The 23,013-nt window shown below is 36.1% G+C and carries 21 protein-coding genes; 11 read left to right on the top strand and 10 right to left on the bottom strand.

Annotated elements, in window-relative coordinates; genetic code table 11:
* Positions 1–28 precede the first annotated feature (28 nt).
* From N0B16_RS02205 to N0B16_RS02195, 3 genes are all read right to left on the bottom strand, one after another.
* Positions 29–745, bottom strand: coding sequence for a DedA family protein (locus N0B16_RS02205; protein WP_262989083.1), 717 nt, complete (start codon positions 743–745; stop codon positions 29–31).
* An 85-nt stretch (positions 746–830) separates the two neighbouring features.
* The gene (prfB, locus tag N0B16_RS02200) at positions 831–1,940 is read right to left on the bottom strand and encodes a peptide chain release factor 2 (RefSeq protein WP_262989082.1); all 1,110 of its coding nucleotides are present in this window, start codon (positions 1,938–1,940) and stop codon (positions 831–833) included.
* A gap of 94 nt (positions 1,941–2,034) precedes the next feature.
* Complete coding sequence (locus N0B16_RS02195; RefSeq protein ID WP_262989081.1) at positions 2,035–3,399, bottom strand: ATP-binding protein; 1,365 nt, start codon at positions 3,397–3,399, stop codon at positions 2,035–2,037.
* Positions 3,400–3,559: 160 nt separating this feature from the next.
* On the opposite strand from N0B16_RS02195, the gene N0B16_RS02190 reads away from it, so the two are divergent.
* Together N0B16_RS02190 and N0B16_RS02185 are read left to right on the top strand one after the other, a co-directional pair.
* On the top strand, positions 3,560–4,468 hold the full coding sequence (locus N0B16_RS02190; RefSeq protein WP_262989080.1) for an ABC transporter ATP-binding protein: 909 nt from the start codon (positions 3,560–3,562) through the stop codon (positions 4,466–4,468).
* Positions 4,461–5,306, top strand: a complete 846-nt coding sequence (locus N0B16_RS02185) for an ABC transporter permease (RefSeq protein WP_262989079.1) — start codon at positions 4,461–4,463, stop codon at positions 5,304–5,306. Before N0B16_RS02190 ends, N0B16_RS02185 begins: the two co-directional genes overlap by 8 nt.
* A 134-nt stretch (positions 5,307–5,440) precedes the next feature.
* On the opposite strand, the gene msrB is transcribed toward N0B16_RS02185, so the two are convergent.
* The gene (msrB, locus tag N0B16_RS02180; RefSeq protein WP_262989078.1) at positions 5,441–6,529 is read right to left on the bottom strand and encodes a peptide-methionine (R)-S-oxide reductase MsrB; all 1,089 of its coding nucleotides are present in this window, start codon (positions 6,527–6,529) and stop codon (positions 5,441–5,443) included.
* 309 nt (positions 6,530–6,838) lie between these two features.
* Here msrB and alaS point away from each other — a divergent pair, with 309 nt between their 5' ends.
* The 3 genes from alaS (at position 6,839) to N0B16_RS02165 (ending at position 10,934) form a co-directional block, all read left to right on the top strand.
* The gene (alaS, locus tag N0B16_RS02175; RefSeq protein WP_262989077.1) at positions 6,839–9,442 is read left to right on the top strand and encodes an alanine--tRNA ligase; all 2,604 of its coding nucleotides are present in this window, start codon (positions 6,839–6,841) and stop codon (positions 9,440–9,442) included.
* Positions 9,443–9,516: 74 nt separating this feature from the next.
* Positions 9,517–10,266 carry a hypothetical protein gene (locus N0B16_RS02170; protein WP_262989076.1) on the top strand — a complete coding sequence of 250 codons (750 nt, stop codon included), beginning with the start codon at positions 9,517–9,519 and terminating at the stop codon, positions 10,264–10,266.
* Positions 10,266–10,934, top strand: coding sequence for a hypothetical protein (locus tag N0B16_RS02165; RefSeq protein ID WP_262989075.1), 669 nt, complete (start codon positions 10,266–10,268; stop codon positions 10,932–10,934). The genes N0B16_RS02170 and N0B16_RS02165 overlap by 1 nt, the downstream gene beginning before the upstream one ends.
* Before the next feature lie 33 nt (positions 10,935–10,967).
* Here the strand turns inward: N0B16_RS02165 and N0B16_RS02160 are convergent, their stop codons facing one another.
* From N0B16_RS02160 to N0B16_RS02150, 3 genes are read right to left on the bottom strand one after another with little or no spacing between them, the layout of a single operon-like run.
* The gene (locus tag N0B16_RS02160) at positions 10,968–11,873 is read right to left on the bottom strand and encodes a hypothetical protein (protein WP_262989074.1); all 906 of its coding nucleotides are present in this window, start codon (positions 11,871–11,873) and stop codon (positions 10,968–10,970) included.
* Positions 11,874–11,878: 5 nt separating this feature from the next.
* Positions 11,879–12,757 carry a hypothetical protein gene (locus tag N0B16_RS02155; RefSeq protein ID WP_262989073.1) on the bottom strand — a complete coding sequence of 293 codons (879 nt, stop codon included), beginning with the start codon at positions 12,755–12,757 and terminating at the stop codon, positions 11,879–11,881.
* A gap of 12 nt (positions 12,758–12,769) precedes the next feature.
* Positions 12,770–13,654 (bottom strand): hypothetical protein, encoded by an 885-nt coding sequence (locus N0B16_RS02150; protein ID WP_262989072.1) that lies wholly within the window; start codon positions 13,652–13,654, stop codon positions 12,770–12,772.
* Between the two features lie 235 nt (positions 13,655–13,889).
* Here N0B16_RS02150 and N0B16_RS02145 point away from each other — a divergent pair, with 235 nt between their 5' ends.
* Positions 13,890–16,112: a hypothetical protein gene (locus N0B16_RS02145; protein ID WP_262989071.1), complete on the top strand. Its 2,223-nt coding sequence runs from the start codon at positions 13,890–13,892 to the stop codon at positions 16,110–16,112.
* A gap of 1 nt (position 16,113) precedes the next feature.
* Positions 16,114–16,350, top strand: coding sequence for a hypothetical protein (locus N0B16_RS02140; protein ID WP_262989070.1), 237 nt, complete (start codon positions 16,114–16,116; stop codon positions 16,348–16,350).
* 25 nt (positions 16,351–16,375) lie between these two features.
* Here N0B16_RS02140 and folP read toward each other — a convergent pair whose 3' ends face one another.
* Positions 16,376–17,221 carry a dihydropteroate synthase gene (gene folP / locus N0B16_RS02135; RefSeq protein WP_262989069.1) on the bottom strand — a complete coding sequence of 282 codons (846 nt, stop codon included), beginning with the start codon at positions 17,219–17,221 and terminating at the stop codon, positions 16,376–16,378.
* 77 nt (positions 17,222–17,298) lie between these two features.
* On the opposite strand from folP, the gene N0B16_RS02130 reads away from it, so the two are divergent.
* The 4 genes from N0B16_RS02130 (at position 17,299) to tpiA (ending at position 20,187) form a co-directional block, all read left to right on the top strand.
* Complete coding sequence (locus N0B16_RS02130; protein ID WP_262989068.1) at positions 17,299–17,865, top strand: DUF1599 domain-containing protein; 567 nt, start codon at positions 17,299–17,301, stop codon at positions 17,863–17,865.
* A gap of 1 nt (position 17,866) precedes the next feature.
* Positions 17,867–18,976, top strand: a complete 1,110-nt coding sequence (locus N0B16_RS02125; RefSeq protein WP_262989067.1) for a BT_3928 family protein — start codon at positions 17,867–17,869, stop codon at positions 18,974–18,976.
* A gap of 35 nt (positions 18,977–19,011) precedes the next feature.
* Entirely contained in the window at positions 19,012–19,362 is a 351-nt protein-coding gene (locus N0B16_RS02120) for a tellurite resistance TerB family protein (protein ID WP_262989066.1), read from the top strand.
* A 66-nt stretch (positions 19,363–19,428) separates the two neighbouring features.
* On the top strand, positions 19,429–20,187 hold the full coding sequence (gene tpiA, locus N0B16_RS02115; protein ID WP_262989065.1) for a triose-phosphate isomerase: 759 nt from the start codon (positions 19,429–19,431) through the stop codon (positions 20,185–20,187).
* Between the two features lie 71 nt (positions 20,188–20,258).
* Here tpiA and clpP read toward each other — a convergent pair whose 3' ends face one another.
* Positions 20,259–20,945, bottom strand: a complete 687-nt coding sequence (gene clpP / locus N0B16_RS02110) for an ATP-dependent Clp endopeptidase proteolytic subunit ClpP (RefSeq protein WP_262989064.1) — start codon at positions 20,943–20,945, stop codon at positions 20,259–20,261.
* A gap of 87 nt (positions 20,946–21,032) precedes the next feature.
* A complete protein-coding gene (gene dnaG, locus N0B16_RS02105; protein WP_262989063.1) occupies positions 21,033–23,009 on the bottom strand; it encodes a DNA primase in 1,977 nt (658 codons plus the stop codon).
* Positions 23,010–23,013: the final 4 nt, after the last annotated feature.

Below are 23,013 nucleotides of genomic sequence, written 5' to 3'. Positions count from 1 at the left end.
TAAGAGCAGGCTATTGATATTTTCTTTTTTATTTTTCTTTGTCAATCAGCTCATCAAGCGCATCATCTTCCTGAACAGGATTTTCTTTTGGGGTGCCAAAAATAAATTTAAGGATCACCGGTAATGTAGTAACCAAAACGATCACAATAATGATATATTCCAGTTTTGTTTTCAGGTCGATCCCAAACTGATCCTGAAATAATTTATCTAAATAATGCCCTGCAAAAATAAGAATGAAGGACCATAAAAACGCACCGATGATATTATCGCGTAAAAATTCTTTTTTATTCATCTTTACGATTCCCGCTACAATGGGTGTAAACGTTCGTACGACCGGTAAAAATCTTGCCATAATAACGGCAAGCGCACCATTTCTTTCAAAAAACTCATGAGCCTGATAAAGATATTTCTTTTTAAAAAGCATGGTATCTTTCTTTTTATACAAAGCAGGACCTGCTTTTAGCCCGAAATAATATCCCACCTCATTTCCGATAATTGCCGCCACTGCGACTGCAGTAGATAAAATGGTGGTATCCAGAAAATCACTTCCCGTAGAACCAAAGGTTTCAGCAATGATTTTAACCGCATAAATTCCCGACACAAAAAGCAAAGAATCTCCGGGCAGGAAAAAGCCCACGAACAAACCTGTTTCAGCAAAAATGATGAACAGAATAAGCCAAAAACCACCGTTATCTATATAAAATTCGGGGTTCAGCAAATCTTTCCAGCTATTGAAATCTTCCATACGTTTTGATAAGTAACAAAAATAAGCTTAATAAAATTCAGATGGAAATTTATTATTATATTTTAACTAAAATTCATGAGAATATTTATAAATCCAAATCATCAGAAACTGCCGTTCCGTCTGCCATGAGATAGGCTTTCAGAAACGGGGTAAGGTTTCCGTTCATCACCGCATCCACATCAGATGTTTCGTAGCCGGAACGTACATCTTTTACCAGCTTGTAAGGGTGCATTACATAATTCCTGATCTGGCTTCCCCACTCTATTTTCATTTTGCCGGCTTCGATTTCGTTCCGGGCTTTCAAGCGCTCTTCCAATTCCATCTCATACAATCTGGATTTTAAAAGCTGCATGGCTTTTTCCTTATTTTGAAGCTGTGAACGGGATTCTGAGTTTTCAATGATAATGCCTGTCGGTGCGTGACGGAGACGAACCGCGGTTTCGACCTTATTCACATTCTGGCCTCCTGCTCCGGAGCTTCGCATGGTTTCGAAAGAAATATCTGCAGGGTTGATGTTGATCTCAATCGTATCATCCACCAAAGGATAAACGTACACCGAAACGAAGCTTGTATGACGTTTTGCATTACTGTCGAAAGGCGAAATCCTTACCAACCGGTGAACGCCGTTTTCTCCTTTCAGATATCCGAAAGCGTATTCTCCTTCTATTTCTAAGGTGACCGTTTTTACACCGGCAACCTCACCTTCCTGATAATTGAGCTCTTTAATCTTATACCCCTGCTTTTCTGCCCACATTGTGTACATTCTCATAAGCATTGCAGCCCAGTCACAACTTTCTGTGCCTCCTGCACCTGCTGTAATCTGGATAACCGCCGAAAGCTCATCCCCTTCATTGGAAAGCATATTTTTGAACTCCAGATTCTCGATTTTTTCGATAAGCTTAGGAAAAGTTTCATCCAGTTCCTGTTCAGAATCGGGATCCTCTTTTGCAAATTCTATCAACACCTGAAGATCTTCAAACTGCATATTGATTTCTTCATATTCTTCTACCCACTTTTTTTTGGAACGAAGCTGCTTCAGAAAAACTTCCGCGGTTTTAGGATTATCCCAAAACTCCGGAGCGGCGGTTTTTTCATCGTCATTAGAAATTTCTATCTTCTTTTTATCGATCTGAAGATATTTATGAAGGTCTTCAATTCTGGATTGAGCGTCTTTTATATGGTCGTTGTTGATCACGAAATGTTTCTTTTTACAAAAATACGGATATTTGTTTTAAGATTTATATCTGGGAGAAGACTGGCTTACATTATCTTTTCAATGAGAGTAAAACTTAGTTTTTCTTCATTTCTTCATCATCATCATCATTGTGCTGAAAACCAATTTCTCTTCGGGGTTGCTCTACTGCCTTATAAGATTCAAGCTCAGCTTTCAAACTGTGGATTCTCATCTGGAAATCATCAAAATTATTAATGATAAGGTCATTGAGAAACTGAGCAACCTGATCGAGATATTCTTTGGTGAGTTTTGCCGCCGCATCCCGTAATGCCCCGTTGAGAATTTTCTGATCAATGATTACATGTTCATTTCTGGTTTTGAGGTACAGATTTTTGATTCTTTTTTTCAGGCTTTGTGTAAAATCAATCAGCATGGTATTGCTGAACACTTTCATCTTAGAGGCAGTATCTTTCCAGAAAGGAATTTTATCGGCATTATTATTCTTAAGGATTTTAAAAAGTAAAGAATCATTGTCAAGATTCTTCAGCATAGAATAAAGGATGATTTCCGCACGTTCTGAAGCATTGGGAGGAAAAACGGGAATCATAACATCAAATCTTCCGGGGGCAAGAATCTCTTCATCTATCTCTGAAACCGAATTAGCAGAACCTACCATCAGAACATTTTCTTTTTCAAATCTCCCGATATGGTGCAGAATAATCTCTTGCGTTTCAAGATTACAGGAAGCAATATCGGTTTCTGCTTTTCTTTGTATCATGATTTCATCAAAATCTTCCATAAAAAGAAGTATTTTGTTTTCTTTCATTATCGTGGCGAGAAAATCGTCAAAATTGGTCTTATTTCCGTCAACAAATGAAGTTCCGAGATAATGTTTTTTAATTTCTTTAAACTGATACCCGATAATTTCAGCAATTTTGTGTGCCCAGAAAATTTTTCCGCTTCCGGGAGGGCCGTATAAAATAATTCCTGCCGGTTTGCTGATGCCCCAGTCTTTAATCTGCTGCCCGTTTAAAAAAGGTTCCAATGCTTCGGAAATATAAAAGAAAAGGTCTCTATAGCCTATAAAATCTCTTTGCTGCAAACTGGTTTTCTGATCAAAGTAATTATAGACAAATTTGTAATTCCCCCCTAATTTATGATCAATTCCGTAGCTGGAAACGGAAGAGCGGAACAAACCGTTATCAAAAATATTAACGTGGGATTCTTTCAGTGCTTCCTCTACTTTTTCTTTCGGTTGATTGATGAGGTCTGCAATCTGTTCGGCGGTTTTATTCTCATTTAAATCTTTATCGTATTGTCTTAAAAAATCTCCGTTTTCGTACGCAAATTTTTCGAAATCTTCTTTTACGTCAAAGCGGGTATTGATGCAGTCTTCCAGATCAAGATCAAAATCCTGGATAAACTGTTTGATACTTTCTGCAGAGATCTGTAAATCTTCTGCGAGTGCGGTAAGCTTCATAAAATCATCGTTAGTTCTATCAAATTTAATATTTTTGAGTGACTTTTGAAAGATTAATTTAATAGAAAAAAGTACTGTTTCCGTTTTATCCTCTACCTTTTAATATCATCCTGTAACATTTTATAAAAAACACGACTATTTATGATGTAAAACAAATTACATGGAAACAATCTTATCGGTAAAGAATCTGACCAAAAAATTCAAAAGAGTGGTCGTCAACAATATTTCCTTTGATGTGGAGAAAGGAAATGTGTACGGACTTCTCGGTCCCAACGGAAGCGGAAAATCTACCACTTTCGGGATGTTGCTTTCAACCATTAATCCTACCAGTGGAGACTGGTTTTGGTTTGGTAAAAAAGGAACGGATGCCGAAACCCTGAAAAGAATCGGGGCCATTATCGAGCAGCCCAATTTCTATCCTTATCTGAGTGCGGAAACCAATCTGAAAATCGTTGCCGAGATCAAAGGGACTCCCCATTCAAGAATTGATGAAGTTTTGCAGACGGTGGGACTTCTTGAAAGAAAAAAAGACACCTTTAAAACTTTTTCTCTGGGTATGAAACAGCGTTTGGCGATAGCCTCTTCTTTGCTGAACAATCCTGAAGTTCTGATTTTGGACGAACCTACGAACGGACTGGATCCGGAAGGAATCATTCAGATCAGGGAAATCATAGGAACCATTGCCAAACAGGGGATCACGATTATTATCGCAAGTCACCTTCTGGATGAAATCGAGAAAATATGCAGCCACGTTATTGTTTTAAAAGACGGAGATGCAATTTATTCGGGATTGGTAGACGGAATGACCAGCAACAGCGGGTATTTTGAATTAAAAGCGGATAATAATGCTTTGCTTTTAAATACTTTAGAAGAACTTCAGTGGTTTGTTTCCGTAAAGATCGATGGCGAAATCATCAAAGCTCAGATCCGTGAAGATGTTTCTGTTTCCGCTTCAGGGCTGAATCAGAAGCTTAGCGAGAAAGGCATTTTTCTTTCCCATCTTGCTAAGAAAAAACAGTCGCTTGAAACTCAATTCCTTGAACTTGTAAAAAACACTCCTCATGCTTAAACTATTAAAACTCGAATATTATAAAAATCTGAATTACAAGCCTTTTAAGATTTTTACAGCATTATATTTTGCAATTTTGATTGCTTTTCTTTTTATAGGTCTCGTTGATCTTGAGGTCTTTGGAGAAACGATTAATCTAAAAGAACAGGGGATTTACAATTTCCCGGAAATCTGGAATTTTACCACATGGATTGTAGCGCTGCTCAAGATTTTCCTAGGGCTGATTATTGTTTTTTCAATTTGCCAGGAATTCAGCAACAGGATGTTTAAGCAAAATACGATTGATGGGTTGAGCAGAGAAGAATTTATCGGATCCAAATTATTAACGATCAGTATATTCACCATTGTTTCTACTGTAATTGTATTTGGGATCACTATGTTTTTGGGATATCAGTATTCTAAAGTGACTGATTCTGCAAAGGTTTTTGCAGAGATTTTCTTTATTGGAAATTATTTTCTAAAGCTGTTTACCTTCTTTTGTTTCCTGATGTTTCTCTCTGTATTGCTGAGAAAATCAATCTTTGTATTTCTTGCTTTTTTTGTTTTTTGGATACTTGAAGGTATTTTATCTGCAGTAGAAAAATACCAGAAAGTAAGTGGTGTAAAGCCTGCTGAAAGAATGAAAATTTTGCATGACGACTTTTTTATTACTCATCTTTTGCCTCTTGAGAGTATGTCTAATCTGATTCCCAATCCTATGATGAGACTGAATATGGCAAAAATGATGGGAATGAAATATGAATTCCACTATCCTACAGAAAGCCTAATTGCCTGTCTGGTTTGGTGTGCTATTTTTATCTTCGGATCTTATTTTATTTTGAAGAAGAGAGACTGGTAATTTATTTAATTAAAAAATAAAAGTGGTTCATTTTTGAATCACTTTTATTTTGTCATCCGAAATAATCAATGTTCGATTCAGTGTTGAAATAAAAAAGGCTGTCTTCCGACAACCTTTATTTAATCACTTTAAAACTACTTTTTATCTAAAAGAGAAATATATTCTCCGTACCCTTTTTTCTCCATTTCTGCTTTAGGGATAAACTTCAGTGAAGCACTGTTAATACAGTAACGAAGTCCGCCTTTATCTTTAGGGCCGTCTGTGAAAACGTGTCCCAAATGCGCGTCACCGGTTTTACTTCTTACTTCTACCCTATCCATACCTACAGAGCTGTCGAGTTTTTCTTCAATCAGTTTTTTGGTAATCGGTTTTGAAAAGCTCGGCCATCCGCAACCGGATTCAAATTTATCGGTTGAGATAAATAATGGTTCTCCTGTGGTAATATCTACGTAAATCCCTTCACGGGTTTCGTCCCAATATTCGTTTTGGAAAGGCATTTCCGTAGCATTTTCCTGGGTTACCTTATATTGTTCAGAAGTTAATTTTTCTTTTAAAACTTTTTTATCCTGCTTCTGGTATTTTGCTTTTGGAAGCGGATTTGCATTTTTTGCCATTTCAAAAAGTCCCGGCTCGATATGACAATATCCTCCAGGATTTTTATCCAGATAATCCTGATGATAATCTTCTGCTTTATAGAAATTTTTCAGAGGAACGGTTTCTACCACGACAGGCTTATCATACGCAGCAGCTAATCTCTTAACTTCTGCTCTTATAATTTCTTGAGTATCTTTATCGGTAGAATAGATTCCTGTTCTGTACTGGTCTCCCCGGTCATTTCCCTGTTGGTTTAGGCTTGTAGGGTCAATGGTTTTAAAATACAAATCGATCAGAAGTTTTAGGTCTACCTGTTCAGGGTCATATTTTACTTTCACCGTCTCTGCAAAACCTGTGGTGTGGCTTACCACTTCCTCATACGTAGGATTTATTTTATTTCCGTTGGCATATCCTACTTCGGTTCCTACAACACCACGGATCTGTTGAAAAAAGTGTTCAGTTCCCCAGAAACATCCTCCTGCAAAATAAACTTCCTTTACATTTTTACTGTCCATATTGGTCTCATTTTCTATTTTTGTCTTTGTTTTTGAGTGTAAAGAATCTCCACAACCTGTAGCAAATACGGCTATTCCCAGAATCACTCCAAGTAATACTAATATATTTTTCATTTTAAATTTATTGTTCATTTTAATTATTTTTTCTTCATTTAAAAACCTACAGATTCTTCTGCAAATTTCGGACTAAAAGTCATTATTTTCTAACGATACTGTCTATGATAATGATGGTTCAATTTCCAGCTTTTACCTGTAATTATATACGAGTAATAATGAAAAATAGTTTTAGAATTAAGAATTTTATCCGTTCGGTTACGTCTGTTTCGTTATGCAATAAGCATATAATTTATTGATATAAAATCAGGTAAAAACATTAAATTTGCATCTTATCGAAAATTTTTAAAAGCAAAGCAAATATATCATATGACATCACAAGAGATCCGTCAAAAATTTTTAGATTATTTTAAAAGCAAAGACCACCTTATCGTTCCTTCGGCTCCTATCGTGCTGAAAGACGACCCTACTCTCATGTTTTCAAATTCGGGCATGACGCAGTTTAAAGATTTTTTCTTAGGCTATAAAACTCCGACGGCGCCAAGAATTGCCGATACTCAGAAATGTCTAAGAGTTTCCGGGAAGCACAATGATTTGGATGATGTGGGGAGAGACACGTATCATCACACCATGTTTGAGATGTTGGGAAACTGGTCTTTCGGGGATTATTTTAAAAAAGATGCTATTGCTTTTGCCTGGGAATTATTGACGGAAGTGTACGGAATTCCGAAAGAGAATTTATACGTTACCATCTTTGAAGGGGATGCTTCCGAGAATCTGGAAAGAGATCAGGATGCCTATGATTTCTGGAAATCCCATATTTCCGAAGACCGAATTATTAATGGAAACAAAAAAGATAATTTCTGGGAAATGGGTGAAAGCGGGCCATGCGGACCGTGCTCAGAAATCCATATTGACATTCGTTCGGAAGAAGAAAAAGCCAAAGTTTCAGGATTAGAGCTGGTGAATAATGACCACCCGCAAGTGGTTGAAGTATGGAACCTGGTTTTCATGGAATTCAATAGAAAAGCTGACAAATCTTTAGAAAAACTTCCTCAACAGCATGTAGATACAGGAATGGGTTTCGAACGTCTTTGTATGGCGCTTCAGGGAAAATCTTCCAATTACGATACCGATGTTTTCACGCCTTTAATTGCTAAAGTTGAAGAACTTTCCGGTAAAAAATATACCGGAATTTTAGAAGATGAAAAAGATATTGCGATTCGTGTTGTAGTCGATCACATTAGAGCGGTTTCATTCGCAATTGCAGACGGACAATTGCCTTCAAACGGCGGTGCCGGTTACGTAATCAGAAGGATTTTAAGAAGAGCTATTTCTTATTCTTACCGATTTTTAGACATGAAAGAGCCTTTCCTTTTTGAATTAGTGGCAGTGCTTCAAAATCAAATGGGAAAATTCTTCCCTGAGCTTGAAAAACAAGGTAAACTGGTCACTGAAGTAATAAAAAGTGAGGAAGAATCATTTTTGAGAACCATTGAAACTGGCTTGATCAGAGTTGAAAAACTAATTCAGCAGACGATTTCGGAAAATTCCAAGGTTTTACCAAGCGAAGAAGTTTTTGAATTGTATGACACATACGGTTTCCCGGATGATTTAACGAGAATTATCGCAGAAGAAAAAGGTTTGACGATCGATGAAGATGGTTTTAACGATGAAATGAAAAAGCAAAAGCTTCGTTCAAAAGCAGATTCTGCCCAAAAAGTGTACGATTGGGTTACTTTAGAAGAAAGAGAAGAAAAATTCGTAGGGTATGATCAGATCGAGGCTGAAACCTACATTACAAGATACAGAAAAGTAGAAAACAAAGACGGCGAATTTTATCAGGTGGTACTTAGCAATTCCCCTTTTTACCCGGAAGGCGGCGGACAGATTGGTGATAAAGGTATTTTGGAAAATGCGGTAGAGCGTTTCGAGGTATTGGAAACAAAAAAAGAAAACGGATTGATCATTTCGTTAATTAATGGTCTTCCGAAAGATGCAGGTGCTGTTTTTTATGCCAAAGTAAATGCATCTGAAAGAAAAAATTCTCAGGCAAACCACTCTGTAACTCACCTGTTGCACGAAGCCTTGAGAGATGTTTTGGGAACGCATGTAGAGCAAAAAGGTTCTTACGTTGGCCCTGATTATCTGCGTTTTGACTTTTCTCATTTTAATAAAATGACGGAAGAAGAATTGGCTTTGGTGGAAGAAAAAGTAAATGCAAAGATTAAAGAAAGCATTGCTTTACAGGAATTTAGGAATATTCCGATCAAAGAAGCGATTGAGAAAGGCGCAATGGCTTTATTTGGTGAAAAATATGGCGATACTGTGAGAATGATTCAATTCGGAAGTTCAAAAGAGCTTTGCGGAGGAACGCATGTGAAAAATACAAGTGAAATCGGCCATTTCAAATTGACTTCAGAAAGTTCTGCAGCAGCAGGAATCAGAAGAATTGAAGCCATCTCTGGAGATCAGTCTGATAAATATTTTAAAGGTTTGGAAAATCAGATTACCGAGCTTTCTCAATTATTAAAATCTAAAGATGTCGTAAAATCGGTCGAAAAATTAATTGAAGAAAACGCTTCATTAAAATCAGAAATTGAATCTTTCAAAAAAGAAAAAGCAAAAGGGGAAATTGGCGATTGGAAAAATGCGTATGAACATAAAGGCGACAAACAGCTTTTAGTAAAAAAAACGTCTCTTGATGCGGGATCTGTAAAAGATATCGTGTTCCAGCTGAAAAAAGAAATCCCGACTTCGGTAACGATTATTCTCTCTGATGCAGACGGAAAACCGATGATAACAGTGGGAGTTTCCGATGATTTGGCAGCAAGTTATCAAGCCGGAACTATTGTAAAAGATTTAGCGAAAGAAATTCAGGGCGGCGGCGGCGGAAATCCTGGTTTTGCAACCGCTGGAGGAAAAAATCTTGACGGGCTTGAAAGTGCGTATCAGAAAGCCTTAGAAATATAGCCCACTTGATCAATAAAATCACTCAACAGAGACTCAGGTCTCTGTTTTTTTATTATCTTTCCAAAAAAATTAATATGAAAAATTTCTTACTAGTATTTGTAACGGCATTTCTTTTAGTGGCCTGTAAAACAAAGAACGATAAAGTTCAGGATTTTGTGAAAATGTATAACCGTTCTTCAGAAATGATGCACAGTCCTATGATCAAGTCTACAAAAGCAACTTCATCCAATGCCGAAGAAGTAAATATTGAGGTTAATACATCGTATCAAAGCAATGATATGGAAAGCAGCCTTGTAAGTTCTGCACTTCCGGATCTGATTGGTCAGGCGATAAAAAGCGACCCTCTGGGAAAAGAACTTTTTGAAAGCGGAGTAAAATTTAATCTGAAAGTATACGGTTCTGATGCAAGAGTGATTGTAGATAAAACCATTGACCAAAAAAACCTTGACAAATCCTCTGTTGATTTTAATGCCATTGCCAAAGGAGATAAGCCCAACAGCTCAGAACTTAATCAAATTCTTGAAGTGTTCAACAAAAACCTTCCTATGGAAGACAAAGCGACGGGCACAAAAATTATAAGCATAAAAGCAGACGAAAATAACAATATTGTGTATACCAACGAAGTTCCCGAAAGCTTTAAAACAATGCTTCAAGCCGATGGTGCAGAGCAAATGCTAAAAGATGAAATGCTAAGATCTCCACAAATTCAGCAGATTTTTGCCAAAACATCCGTACTGGGAGTTAATAATCTGAAATATGTGTATACAGATACTAAAGGTAACGTCATCAAAGAAGTTACCATCTCTAAAAACGACGTAAAATAGTGGATAATAAACCGATATGGAGAACTATACTCAGCGTAGGATTATGCCTGTTTGCAGTGGTAAGGCTTGTCATGACCTGCAGTAAATCTTCCAGAAACGGCAGCTATACCGATACCAGTTATCAGGACATGAACAGATTGATGGAGCAAAGCAGAGGATATCAGAATGAATCCCAACATTCAGATAATGATCTTTTCTATAAAAGTTATGAAGATCTTGCCCTCTTAACGGAGCCTGAGAAAGCCTTAAATAATGTAATGAAGCTGGACAAGGACACCCTGTTTCCTCTAGATATGACAGCTAAAATAAAAGTTATAAAAAACAGCTACATTCAGAAAAGTTACGATGATACCCTGAAAACAGCCATTAAGCTTCCGGATAATACTTCAATATTTGTGCATAGTTACGAAGGCAATGGAGACCTTGTTGATAATTTTAAAAGTGTAAAAAGAAAAAAGGAAATCAAGAATCTTACCTTTAAATTAGATCATCCTGATACAAAATATGTAAGTTACAACTATACAGATCAGGGTGAAAGATACAATGGTTTGGCATTGGTAACCAAAGAAAATAATCATTTTACCTTTATAGAATTTGAAAATAATAAAATCTCTAAAGATCAGCTGGAATTAAAAACGCTGGCTTTTATTGCAGAAATTGCAAAATAAAAAAAGACCTCTGAAAATTTCAGAGGTCTTTTTTTATTTTAATCTGTTAATCGTAAGTACTGTACGAGAAGAATTCCCAGAAGAGCCCAACGGAATAAATGATTTATACAAATGAAAATTGCTGTTATTCACTTCCAATTTAAAATTAATAGTTGCTCCGGCTGCAGGAACACTTAAAACTTCCTGGAAATCTGCAGTTTTCCTTGCATCAGTATCTTCAGGATTGGGTTGCCCACTGAATCCATCTGCACCTTCTCCTCCATATCCAGACACAATTCCCGGTTGGTAAGCATATAGATTATTATTTACCAGAAAATGAACAGAAGCGGTATTATTATCATTCAGCCCTTTAAAAATACCCACCAGTTTCAGGTTTAGGGAATACACCCCTTCAGGTAAAAAAATAGTATTACTGCCATCATTTACAGCACTTCCTGAAATAGTATTTATAACATTGTTGGCCCCATTAGGAGCGGTATCGTTTACTGCAGTAAAATCCAGATCTGTAATCGTGGTATTATAAATTTTATCAACAAAAGGCAGTCTGATAAACTGACCGAGTGAAGAGGGATTTGCCCTCACTCCTATTTCTGACGTGGAAGCATTAATAACCAAAAAATTAGTTAGATCTGAAGCAGAAAGTGATTTTAAATTTTGAAATTTTAAAGAATTGTTATTTGCGTTGATGTCTAGAGGATAAAGCGGAGTATTTTGGTTGAAACCTACATTTCCTGAATTATCTAGCGTAATTCTGGGAAGATTTCCTGTGAAAAAGGAAATATTATCCGTAGAATTTCGTTGAATCCCCGTATCATCATCGGTAATTGCCAAAGTGATTTTAGGAACAGTGTAGCTTGAATTATTCTGAAAAATTCCTACTTGTGCGTGAAGATTTTGCAACAGCAATCCAAAAGTAAAAAGAGATATATATTTTTTCATTATTCTTAAAGTCTTTCAATTATTAAAACATTTCTGTAAAGATTACTGGGAGCGCCATCCATATTAAATTGGTTATCGTATACTTTAAATTTGAACCTTATAAAATTTACAGCACCGGTAAATTTTATTACATCACGATAGTATCCTGTTTTTGTAGCACTGTTGCTCCAGTTTGAAATAATGCCTTCATTGTAAGAATAATCTACCCACGTTGTTCCATTGGTAGAATATTCCATTCCCATATCAATTCTCTGATTATCAGAACCATTTAGAAAAGTCCCGGCAAAACGAAGCGTGATTTTATAAGTTCCCGGCAAAAATCCGGTGATATTTCCGCTGTTTACCGTTACCGGAAAAGTGGTAAAATCATCACTTATGGTATTTGTGTAATTAGGAAATGTACCAAGACCAACTGGAGAAGGAATTGCGTTTCCTGCAGTATTGAAGCTCACAAAATAATCTGATCCGCTTACAGGATAATTATTACTGACAAGTGGTACACGCAAAACCTGACCTGCATAATTTTTAATGGTTGTTTTATTTATTTCTCCTGTTGCAGGATTATATACCAGAAAATCTTGTGTCGCAGCTGTATAATCTTTTGGATTCTGCAGCTTTAAAAAATCATTTTCAGTATTGAGATCCAGTATTCTGGTAGGGTTTTCATTATTAATTCCTATAAAACCATTATCCATTATTTTGATGCGGTTTTGTCCGGATGTTACTATAGATAAAACATTTTCTGCATTCTCCTGCAGTCCGGAATCATCATCACCCAAAGACAGATTTTGTTTTGGAGTACTCGTACTGATGCCTACATTTCCCGTTTGTGCTTTAGCAAACGTCACAGAAATAAATGTGAGACAAACTAATATTTTTTTCATATTTTTTTTGGATTATTTTAATCTTTCAATGGTGATGATACTTCGTACAGCATGATCTCCGGAATCCGGGAAAAGAGATGAATTGGATCCCGCATTATTGGCACCGGTTTGCTTTACATAGGTAAAATCTAGTTTACTGGTTTGCAGAAGATTTACCGTTTCCATGAAATAGCCGGTTTTATAAGCTGTTCCATCCCCATAGTTTACTCCATTGGCAAAAGAATACTCATTGTTATCTACTGCCAGTTTTATATCGAGAGAATTGTTTTTGTGATGTGCAGAAAATCTGCCGGTAAGCTTTACCATTATTCTGTAGACCCCTGCAGGAAGCTGAATCTGATCTGTAGTTCTGGCTGAAGTTCCGTTTCCTGCCGGTAAATTTTGTGCATATAAAATAGCAGATCCTGAGATATCATTAAAAAAATTGCTAAAACCGTTGATGGTAGAATTTACAGATTTCAGCGTAAGCGGCGTTTCCTGAATCGTAGTAGAATTTCCTGCTATATTTTGCGTCTCATTTACTACAATTCTCAATGTCTGAATACCGGTATACACATTTGAATTATTAAGATATCCTAAAGTTCCATCTGCAGGATTATGTTTTAACGGATACGCAAGCTGATTGTTTACGGAAGCCACATTCGCAAGATTTTCAATTCTCAGAAATTTGTTTCCGGCATTGATATCCAGAATTTTAGTAGGATTTACATTGTGAATGCCGACATACTTACCATCAACAGTGAGACGATCTGCATTAGCCGTAAGAGTGGAAATTTTATCATTTGCAGGGTTACTAAAACCGGTATTGCTGTCTCCAATACTCAATAACAGTTTTGGATCTGTTGTATTAATCCCTACTTGTGCAAATATTTTTGGAAACAGTAGTATTGTTCCCATCAGAAATGTTTTTTTCATCATTGTTAAATATCGTTGTGTTTTTAAAAAATCAAATATATAAATATATTTTATTTTAATGCATTTATTTTAGAATTTTAATAACAAAATTGACGAATACCTGATAAAATATCTGTAACTCACTATCAGATCATAATTATGATGTCCGAAAAAAATGTAAACTTTAAAAAATAAACAAACCGCTTTTTTGCTTTATGTATATTTGCAAAAATTATTTATGAGCTTTCTGAAAAATTTTTTAATCCTTTTTGTGTTGACTTTCTTTTTTACTTCTGCATTTTCTCAGAAAGAGCTACAAGTAAAAGATATCGAAGAGATTACCATAGTTGATAAAAGTGATCCGAGAGCCCTGGAAATTTTACGGAAAGTAGATCATCTTTTCAAAAGCAATTCGCCCCAAAGCCTGGAATCTTATACTTATAAGTCGTACGAGAAAGTTTCTTTAGATATTGATGAAGACAGCATTTCTGCATTCAACCAGGTATTTAACCAAAATTTTAATTTATTCAAAAAACAGAAAACCAAAGATTCTATCAGTGATGTTTCTGCAAAAAAAATCTTCTCAAAAAGTAAATTATTTCTCTGGGAAAGAGCGCAGGAATTTTTATATTCTAAAAAATACGGTGAAAAAGTAAACATTCTCGACAACCGCATTTCCGGGCTGAAGCAGCCCATTTACGAAATGATCGCACTTCAGGGTAACAGAAACAGAATCCCCTCCCAGATCAAACAGGAAAACAGGGGTTTATACAGATTCTACCTTACCGATACCATTGAAATTGAAGGCCGAGAAAACTACGTAATCCGGTTTCGGGAAGTGAATTATAAGAAAAGTGCAAAAAAACGCAAATTCAGTGGGTATCTTTATATTGATACGGAAACGTTCGGCATTAAGAAAATTGAAAGCATCGGTAAAAACGAAAATGAAGGAAATATAACCAGTACATGGACTTTTTTCCGAAACAAATGGTTCTTATCCGAGGAAAGTGTAAAGCTGAGAATGAGCAGAATGATGATGGAGGATGAGGGAAAGCCTGAAAAAGCAGAACAGCATTCAAAAAAAGACAAAAAAAGTTTTGGAACGTACGCGTATCTCAATTCAAAATATTTTGACTACGAATCTCCGATCAAAGAAGATCCTAGTGATTTTAAAGGCTACAGCATTGCGGTAAAAAATGCTGATGGAAAAACCCTCGATCTCTACAGAACAGAACCCCTTTCTGAAAGAGAGCGAAACACATACACCACCATCGACAGTTTAGGAAAAATGTATAATATTGACCGAAAAGCAAGAATTTTAACCGGTTTGATAAACGGACAGGTTCGTGTAGGAAGCTTTGACTTTGATGTGGGCGAAATCGTGAATTACAATTTATATGAAGGGTTCAGAGTAGGCTTAAAAGCTAAATTAAATGAAAATTTTAATCCTTATTTTTCTCCGGATTATTATCTGGCTTACGGATTTAAAGATGACAAATGGAAATACGGAATCGGACTCGACATCAAAACTACATTAGATAAAAACTCATTTTTCAGGATAGAATATAATGACGATGTCAACTCATCCGGCGAATTTTACCGCCGTCTCTGGAATTTTAAAATGAGAATGATGAATTATGGGAACAACATCAATAATGACAAATATTATCAATACAAAGGCGTTTCAGCATCCTATCTGAATGATATTACGAACGGATTGACGCTCGTTTTTGCGGCAAAAAGATATTCGGAAGAAGCAAAGTTTGATTATCAGTTTCGGGAAAGAGGCGCTGCTTTTGAAAATTTTAATACTTTGTTTACCCTAAAGTATTCTCCGAATTCTACCAACATCATGACTCCACAAGGGAAATCTATGATTGAGCAAAAATATCCCGAGCTTTATTTTAACTATGAACAGAGCTATAAGATTTTTGGGGGAGATTTTAATTATACCCGGTTTGATGCGCTTTTCGTCCATAACTTCAAAACCCGCCTCGGAACAACAGGGATGAGATTTTACGGAGGCCTCGTTTTGGGTGAAGCCCCGATCTGGAAACATTTTACGATGAACGGTTTGGCATCTCCAAAACGCGATATTAATTTTAACCTCACTTCTTACCTTGGCTTTGCGACTCTGGAAGGCGGAAAGTTTTATAATGATAAATTTATCGCATATTATTTTACGCATCAGCTTCCGTGGTATTTCAAAAGCATCGGCCAGAATGTTTCGAGCTTTAATGTCGTTTTACGAGGAACCATCGGTGATATGCAGCATCCTGAATATCATGATTTCAGATTCAAAAAATTAGACCATCTTTATCAGGAAGCCGGTATAGAATGGAACAATTTTCTCTCCTCCTACTTCAATCTGGGATTATTTTACAGAGTGGGATATTACACCACCAAAAATTTCAAACAGAATTTTGCCATACAGTTTAAACTTAAATTATTAGAATTTTAAAATGCAGAAAATAGAAATAAAAGCAGATCAGTTTTTTGAATTATTGAGACTAAAAGACGTATCAATGTGGGAAATTTTTGCCCAAATGATTACTGAAAATGAAAAAGAGCTTATTTTTCTAGATCATGAAGATAAAATCTTATTTAATTATATTTTGCCAGACAACAAAGAAAAACTCGAAGAAGACCGAAAAGAATTTTCGAAGCAGTTTTCGGATAAGCTGAATCATTTAAATTAACATGTAAGTTTTGTACATGACGCAATTATTTCTGTAAAAAAAGATCGATGGTTTTCTTCGCTTCGGCAACATCGTGCACCCTTAGAATTTTTGCACCTTTTTGTAAAACTTTCAGATGCAGTTTCTGGGTTTCTTCATTAATGTCTGAAGGTGATTTCCCTAAAGGTTTATAAATGAATGACTTTCTGGAAATCCCTATTAGCAGCGGAAATCTTTCAAAGCCAAAATATTCTGTTTCATCGATCATTCTCATTTGATCTTCAACCGTTTTTCCAAAACCGAAACCAGGATCAAAAATGATATCTTTCACGCCGGTTTTAAGCAATTCATTCTTTTTCTCAAAAAAATAACGGTTGATTTCCAAAGTTATATCTTTTGACTGTATTTTCTGATGCATCTTATCATATGAAGGATTGATATGCATTAAAATATAAGGAAGGCCTGTATTGGCAACCGTTTCAAACATCTTCTGATCAAACTGCCCGCCGGAAATATCATTGATAAGGTCAATTCCTTCATCAAAACCGAAATTCACCGTTTCCGCATAAAAAGTGTCGAGGGAAACCAAAATTCCGGGAAATTCCTTTTTGATTTTAGAAATCACTTTTCCTATCCTTCTGATCTCTTCATCGCTGCTCAAAAATTCCGCTTTCGGGCGTGTAGACTGTGCGCCGATATCAATTATTTCAGCACCCTCAAGAATCATCTTCTCGGCATGTTGCAAAGCTGATTTCTCATCATTAAACTGTCCGCCGTCAGAAAAAGAATCGGGAGTTAGATTCAGGATTCCCATAATTTTAGGAGTTTCTAGTAAAATGAGCTTTCCGTTGCAGTTCAGGGAATGAGGGATTATTTTAGATGCATGATTCATATCACAAATTTAAAAAACTAAACCTAATTCCTGCTACCTAAAACCTAATTCGTATATTTGGACTATTAAGAGAATGTATGCTAAAAACCTCAGTACAGTTCGAGAAAGTTATAGGAGAATGTCGTAATCTTTTCAGTAAAAAGTTATATGATTACGGTGCAGCTTGGCGTGTTTTAAGGCCGAGTTCGATTACCGATCAGATTTACATCAAGATCAACAGGATCCGCACGTTGCAGATGACGGAAATTCAAATGGTGGATGAAAGCGAAGAAAGTGAATTCATCGCTATAGTTAATTATTCCATCATCGGATTAATTCAGCTTGAAAAGGGAATTTCAGATGATTTTAATGAAAACAGGGACGAAGTTTTGTCGCTTTATGATCATTATGCCCAGGAAGCCAAAGCTTTGATGGAGCGAAAAAATCATGATTATGGTGAAGCCTGGAGAGATATGAGAATTTCATCAATCACCGATTTAATTTATCAAAAAGTACTGAGAACCAAACAAATAGAAGACAATTCCGGGAAAACGCTTGTTTCAGAAGGATTGGATGCCAATTATTTTGACATGCTCAATTATGCTGTTTTTTGCCTGATCAAATTCTCGGAAAAAGAAAATAATATAGAACACAAATTTATTTAATATGATTAAAAATATATTGCGTTTTTTAATTGCAGTCATTTTCATCCTTTCTGGTTTTGTGAAAGCCGTTGATCTGGTAGGTTTTTCATTTAAAATGGAAGAATATTTTTCACCATCGGTATTTAATATGCCTTTTTTTGAAAAATTTGCTTTGCTTTTTTCAGTTATCGTAGTGGTTTTAGAACTCTTTTTAGGCTTTATGCTTCTTTTAAAATTAAAGCTTAAATTCACACTTTCTGCATTAATAGTGCTTTGTGTTTTCTTTGGATTTCTCACGTTTTATTCAGCCTATTATAATGTTGTTACCAACTGCGGATGTTTTGGTGATGCGATTAAATTTACACCTTGGGAGAGTTTTGTAAAAGACATTGTACTTTTGGCAGGCCTTATCATTTTGTTCTTTTTATACAGAAAAGAATGGAGTAAAAAAGAAGAATATCATATCGAAAACCCGTCACAAAATAAGGTTAAATATATCCTTTTAGCCGTATTTTCTCTCGTAATGATATATTTTATGGCACAGGGAATCATGCATGAACCGCTGATTGATTTCCGGGATTATAAAACAGGGACCGATTTGGTAAAAGAGAAAAATAATATTGCTAAAAACCCTTCCGAATACAAAACATTCTACTCTCTTAAAAATCAGAAAACAGGGGAAGTATTAAAAATAAATCAGGACGATTATATCAAAGAAACAAAATATTGGGAAGAAGGTTCACCGTGGAAGATTGAAGAAGGTAAAAACGAATCTAAAATGGTAAAAGAAGGCTACAAATCTGAAATTTCAAAATTCAAAATCGAAGATGTTACCGGAAATGATCTTACCGACCCAATCATCAAAGCTCCAAAAGCCATATTGGTATTCTCTTATCATCCTAAAGAAGTCTCCAAAGATGTGCTTCAGAAAGTAGAAGCTAAAGTGAGTGCTCAAAAAAATGCCGTAGTGTATGGTGTTTCCACAGATCAGAATACATTCAAAACTATTAAAAATGTCATGATGGACGGTACTGCCATTAAAACCATTGCGCGAAGCAACCCATTTGTTCTCGTTTTACAAAACGGAAAAATTGTAGAAAAAATTCCTGCAAAGGATTACGTGCAAAATTAACACATTCAACTTTCATTATATTAAAATATATTTCAATGCAAAAATCAAATAAATCAATTGCTGGATATCACTTATTAATGATTCTTTCATCTGTAGACGGAGAATTTGCTCCCGAAGAAGGAATGATGGTGCAGCAATATTTAGCCGACGAATTTCCTTTCAATATTGATCTTGATAATGAGCTGGAAACCATTGCTCTTTTACAGCCTGAAGAATGGAAAAGCCATTTTGAATTTCACGGACGTTGTTTCTTCGACGATTCTACGGAAGATGAGCGTAAAAGCTTTATTCAGTTTGCAAAAACTCTGATCAAAGCTGATGACGTGGTGAGTGACGAAGAGCATACTTTTTATACCCTTTTGAAAAATCTTTGGAATATTAAATAAAAAATAATGTGAGATCATTGAATTCTAAAAAAAAGAATTTGGTATTTTTACCTTAATATAATAACTATGAGAAAAAAAATAGTTGCAGGAAACTGGAAAATGAACAAAAACGTAATCGAAGCACAACAGCTGATGATTCAATTATTAGGCTACAAAAATGACAACACTACAAATTGTGAAGTGTGGATCGCACCTCCGTCTTTGTACTTAATGATGGCAAAAGATATTTTTGAAAAAGAAGAAATCGGCGTTTTTTCTCAGGACATGAGTGAATTTGAAAGCGGCGCTTATACCGGTGAGCTGTCTGCAGATATGCTGGAATCAATTGATGTAAACGGATCTTTAATCGGTCATTCCGAAAGAAGACAATATCACGGTGAAAATGATGAAAGCTGCAATAAAAAAATAAAATTAGCCTTAGATAGAGGATTGACTCCTGTTTACTGTAATGGTGAAACACTGGAACAAAGAAAGGCAGGTCAACATTTAGAAGTAGTAAAAACGCAGACCGAAACTGCACTTTTTACGCTTTCTGCAGAAGAGATCAAAAAAGTTGTGATTGCTTACGAACCGGTTTGGGCCATCGGAACCGGAGAAACGGCAAGTCCGGAACAGGCACAGGAAATCCATGCGCACATCCGTGGCATTATTGCGGAAAAATATGGAAAGGAAGTCGCGGATGAAATTTCTATTCTGTATGGAGGTTCTGTAAAACCAGATAATGCCAAAGAAATTTTCTCGCAACCGGATATTGATGGCGGACTTATTGGAGGAGCCGCTTTGAAACTGGAAGATTTCTCTAAAATTATTGAAGGGTTTAATTAACATGAAATAGCTAAATTAAAAACCCGGCGCGCCTCTTCGAGGCGCGCCGGGTTTTTAATATTTAGAAAAAATTATTTCTTCTCTTTCGATCTCTGTAAAACCTCATCTACCATCCCGAAATCTTTTGCTTCGGTAGAAGTCATCCAATAATCACGGTCAGAAGCTTTTTCTACCCATTCATAGGTTTGTCCGGAATGTTCAGAAATGATATCGTACAATTCTTTTTTCAGCTTCAGCATCTCTCTCAGGTTGATTTCCATATCGGAAGCAACTCCTTGTGCGCCACCGGAAGGTTGGTGAATCATTACTCTGGAGTGCTTCAACGCAGAACGCTTTCCTTTTTCACCAGCAACCAATAAAACGGCTCCCATCGAAGCGGCAATCCCGGTACAGATTGTAGCTACATCCGGTTTAATGATCTGCATCGTGTCATAAATTCCTAATCCTGCATACACGCTTCCTCCGGGAGAATTGATGTAAATCTGAATATCTTTTGAAGGATCTGCACTTTCTAGGAATAAGAGTTGAGCAGTCACGATATTCGCAACCTGATCGTCAATTCCTGTTCCCAAGAAAATGATCCTGTCCATCATAAGACGGGAGAAAACGTCCATCTGGGCCACGTTTAATCTTCTCTCCTCCATAATGTACGGAGTGAGATTTGTAGGACCATAAATTCCCATATACTGATCGGTAGCCAAACCGCTGTTTCCTAAATGCTTTACAGAGAAATCTCTGAATTCTTTTTTAATGTCCATATTTCTATTGGTATTTTTTTTAATTAATTAAGCTTTAAATTACAACTTTTATTCCTAAAATTTTATAGGACTTTTTGGCAGAGATTATTATCTTTTTACGTAAATTCCTTTAATAGGAGAATATCCTAAAATCTCTGAAAGCTGCATAGAAGCCTGTTTCAGAATGGTTATTTTTTTGATCGATTCAAAATATTGCATTTCGTCATTATTTTGATTCTGAAGATCATCACTGATTGTTTTAATAAGGTAATCAATATATCTGAATTTATGAATAAGAATATCTCCTTCTACCTGCCCGTTGATCTTATCACCGTAATTTGGGGGATAAATATTTCTTGAAGCCCAGTTTTCAAGCTCATTTAATGGCATGATGGCGTCAACTACTTTTGAGGTGATGTCTTGGTTCTCATCCATATAGGTCATAAAAAAATTTCCCTTACGCAGTTCGTCGTTTTGAATCCCTTCTTTAATGCTGTCGATGATGATTTTATTTAATTCTACCTGAAATTCATAATGTTCTTCCTCAAAATGATGAAGAATTTCTTCTATGACCGTAATATCATATTTTTCCTGCGCTTCATTAACTTTATGAAGAACCACATCTCCAAAATTCAGCATGAGATTGATTAAAGTATTCTCCTGTTTTAACAGATCAAACAAAATAGGATCAACTTGTTCTACAGAAGCAGGAACAATTTCCAGTTTAGGCTGAATATTTTCTTTCGGCTGATTTTTAGGGGTTTGGTTCTGGGTGATTTGTTTCTGAATATCCAGCTCATTAAAAAGGCTTTGTTCAGAAAGGCCAAATTTATTGGACACTTCCTTTAAATAAACTTCTTTTTTTAAAGCATTCTGTACAAACCCCACAGACTTTACGATATTCCGGATGGCTTCCGCTTTTTTAATCGGGTCGTTTCCGGCTTCTTTTAAAAGAATTTCAGCTTTAAAATCGATGAAATCAGTCGCTTCATTTTCAATAAAATTCTCAACATATTCCTGAGGATGCTTTCGGGCAAAAGAATCGGGGTCATCGCCTTCCGGAAAGAGCAGAACACGGATATTCATCCCTTCCGTCAGCAACATGTCAATACTCCTGAAACTCGCTTTTATTCCTGCATTGTCACCATCAAAAAGTATGGTTACATTTTCTGTCAGCCTTTTGATGAGTTTAATCTGCTCAGTGGTGAGAGAAGTTCCGGAACTTGCCACCACGTTTTCAATCCCTGAAAGATGGAGCGAAATCACATCCATATAGCCTTCCACGAGAAGACACACATTTTTCCTTGAAATGGCCTGTTTTCCCTGATTTAAACCATATAAAACATTGGATTTATGGTAAATTTCGGTTTCCGGAGAGTTGAGATATTTGGCAGTTTTGATATTGTTTTTAAGAATTCTGGCTCCAAAACCCAGAACTCTTCCCGAAAAACTGTGAATCGGAAACATCACTCTTTCACGAAAACGGTCGATTCCGTTGGGTGAATTTTCAGGGAAAATAGAAAGACCGGATTTTTCTAAAATTTCTTTCGAATATCCTTTTTCTAATGCAAATTCTGTAAACGCATTTTTCTTTTCGGGAGAATACCCCAGTTGGAATTTCCTGATGATATCATCTTTCAGCTCGCGCTCTCTGAAATACGATAAGCCAATTGACTTCCCCTCTTCATTTTCCCACAAAATATTCTGAAAATATCCATTGGCAATTTCATGTATTTTATACAGCAGATCTCTTTCAGACTGTGCTATTTTAGCTTCTTCTGAAAATTCGCGCTGGTCTTCTTCAATTTCAATCCCGTATTTTTTGGCCGCGTGCCGAAGTGCTTCCGGATACGTGAAATTTTCAATTTCCATTAAAAAAGAAATGGCGGTGCCTCCTTTACCGGTAGAGAAATCTTTCCAGATCTGTTTGCTGGGAGAAACTACGAAGCTGGGTGATTTTTCATCATGAAACGGACTCAATCCTTTAAAATTGGATCCCGCTCTCTTCAACTGCACATATTCTCCTACAATCTCTTCTACTCTGATCGTGGAAAATATTTTGTCTATCGTCTGCTTGGAAATCATGTGG

This window comes from Chryseobacterium gilvum (assembly GCF_025628965.1).
Taxonomy (GTDB): Bacteria; Bacteroidota; Bacteroidia; order Flavobacteriales; family Weeksellaceae; genus Chryseobacterium; species Chryseobacterium gilvum.
Note: the sequence above shows the minus strand (reverse complement) of the source record. Positions and strands in the feature narration are given on the sequence as shown.

Bases quoted from the DNA above. Each gene is read 5' to 3' on its own strand.
- N0B16_RS02205 (WP_262989083.1), bottom strand. From the start codon at position 745: ATGGAAGATTTCAATAGCTGGAAAGATTTGCTGAACCCCGAATTTTAT.
- N0B16_RS02195 (WP_262989081.1), bottom strand. From the start codon at position 3,399: ATGAAGCTTACCGCACTCGCAGAAGATTTACAGATCTCTGCAGAAAGT.
- N0B16_RS02190 (WP_262989080.1), top strand. From the start codon at position 3,560: ATGGAAACAATCTTATCGGTAAAGAATCTGACCAAAAAATTCAAAAGA.
- N0B16_RS02185 (WP_262989079.1), top strand. From the start codon at position 4,461: ATGCTTAAACTATTAAAACTCGAATATTATAAAAATCTGAATTACAAG.
- msrB (WP_262989078.1), bottom strand. From the start codon at position 6,529: ATGAAAAATATATTAGTATTACTTGGAGTGATTCTGGGAATAGCCGTA.
- alaS (WP_262989077.1), top strand. From the start codon at position 6,839: ATGACATCACAAGAGATCCGTCAAAAATTTTTAGATTATTTTAAAAGC.
- N0B16_RS02170 (WP_262989076.1), top strand. From the start codon at position 9,517: ATGAAAAATTTCTTACTAGTATTTGTAACGGCATTTCTTTTAGTGGCC.
- N0B16_RS02160 (WP_262989074.1), bottom strand. From the start codon at position 11,873: ATGAAAAAATATATATCTCTTTTTACTTTTGGATTGCTGTTGCAAAAT.
- N0B16_RS02155 (WP_262989073.1), bottom strand. From the start codon at position 12,757: ATGAAAAAAATATTAGTTTGTCTCACATTTATTTCTGTGACGTTTGCT.
- N0B16_RS02150 (WP_262989072.1), bottom strand. From the start codon at position 13,654: ATGGGAACAATACTACTGTTTCCAAAAATATTTGCACAAGTAGGGATT.
- N0B16_RS02145 (WP_262989071.1), top strand. From the start codon at position 13,890: ATGAGCTTTCTGAAAAATTTTTTAATCCTTTTTGTGTTGACTTTCTTT.
- N0B16_RS02140 (WP_262989070.1), top strand. From the start codon at position 16,114: ATGCAGAAAATAGAAATAAAAGCAGATCAGTTTTTTGAATTATTGAGA.
- folP (WP_262989069.1), bottom strand. From the start codon at position 17,221: ATGAATCATGCATCTAAAATAATCCCTCATTCCCTGAACTGCAACGGA.
- N0B16_RS02130 (WP_262989068.1), top strand. From the start codon at position 17,299: ATGCTAAAAACCTCAGTACAGTTCGAGAAAGTTATAGGAGAATGTCGT.
- N0B16_RS02125 (WP_262989067.1), top strand. From the start codon at position 17,867: ATGATTAAAAATATATTGCGTTTTTTAATTGCAGTCATTTTCATCCTT.
- N0B16_RS02120 (WP_262989066.1), top strand. From the start codon at position 19,012: ATGCAAAAATCAAATAAATCAATTGCTGGATATCACTTATTAATGATT.
- tpiA (WP_262989065.1), top strand. From the start codon at position 19,429: ATGAGAAAAAAAATAGTTGCAGGAAACTGGAAAATGAACAAAAACGTA.
- clpP (WP_262989064.1), bottom strand. From the start codon at position 20,945: ATGGACATTAAAAAAGAATTCAGAGATTTCTCTGTAAAGCATTTAGGA.
- dnaG (WP_262989063.1), bottom strand. From the start codon at position 23,009: ATGATTTCCAAGCAGACGATAGACAAAATATTTTCCACGATCAGAGTA.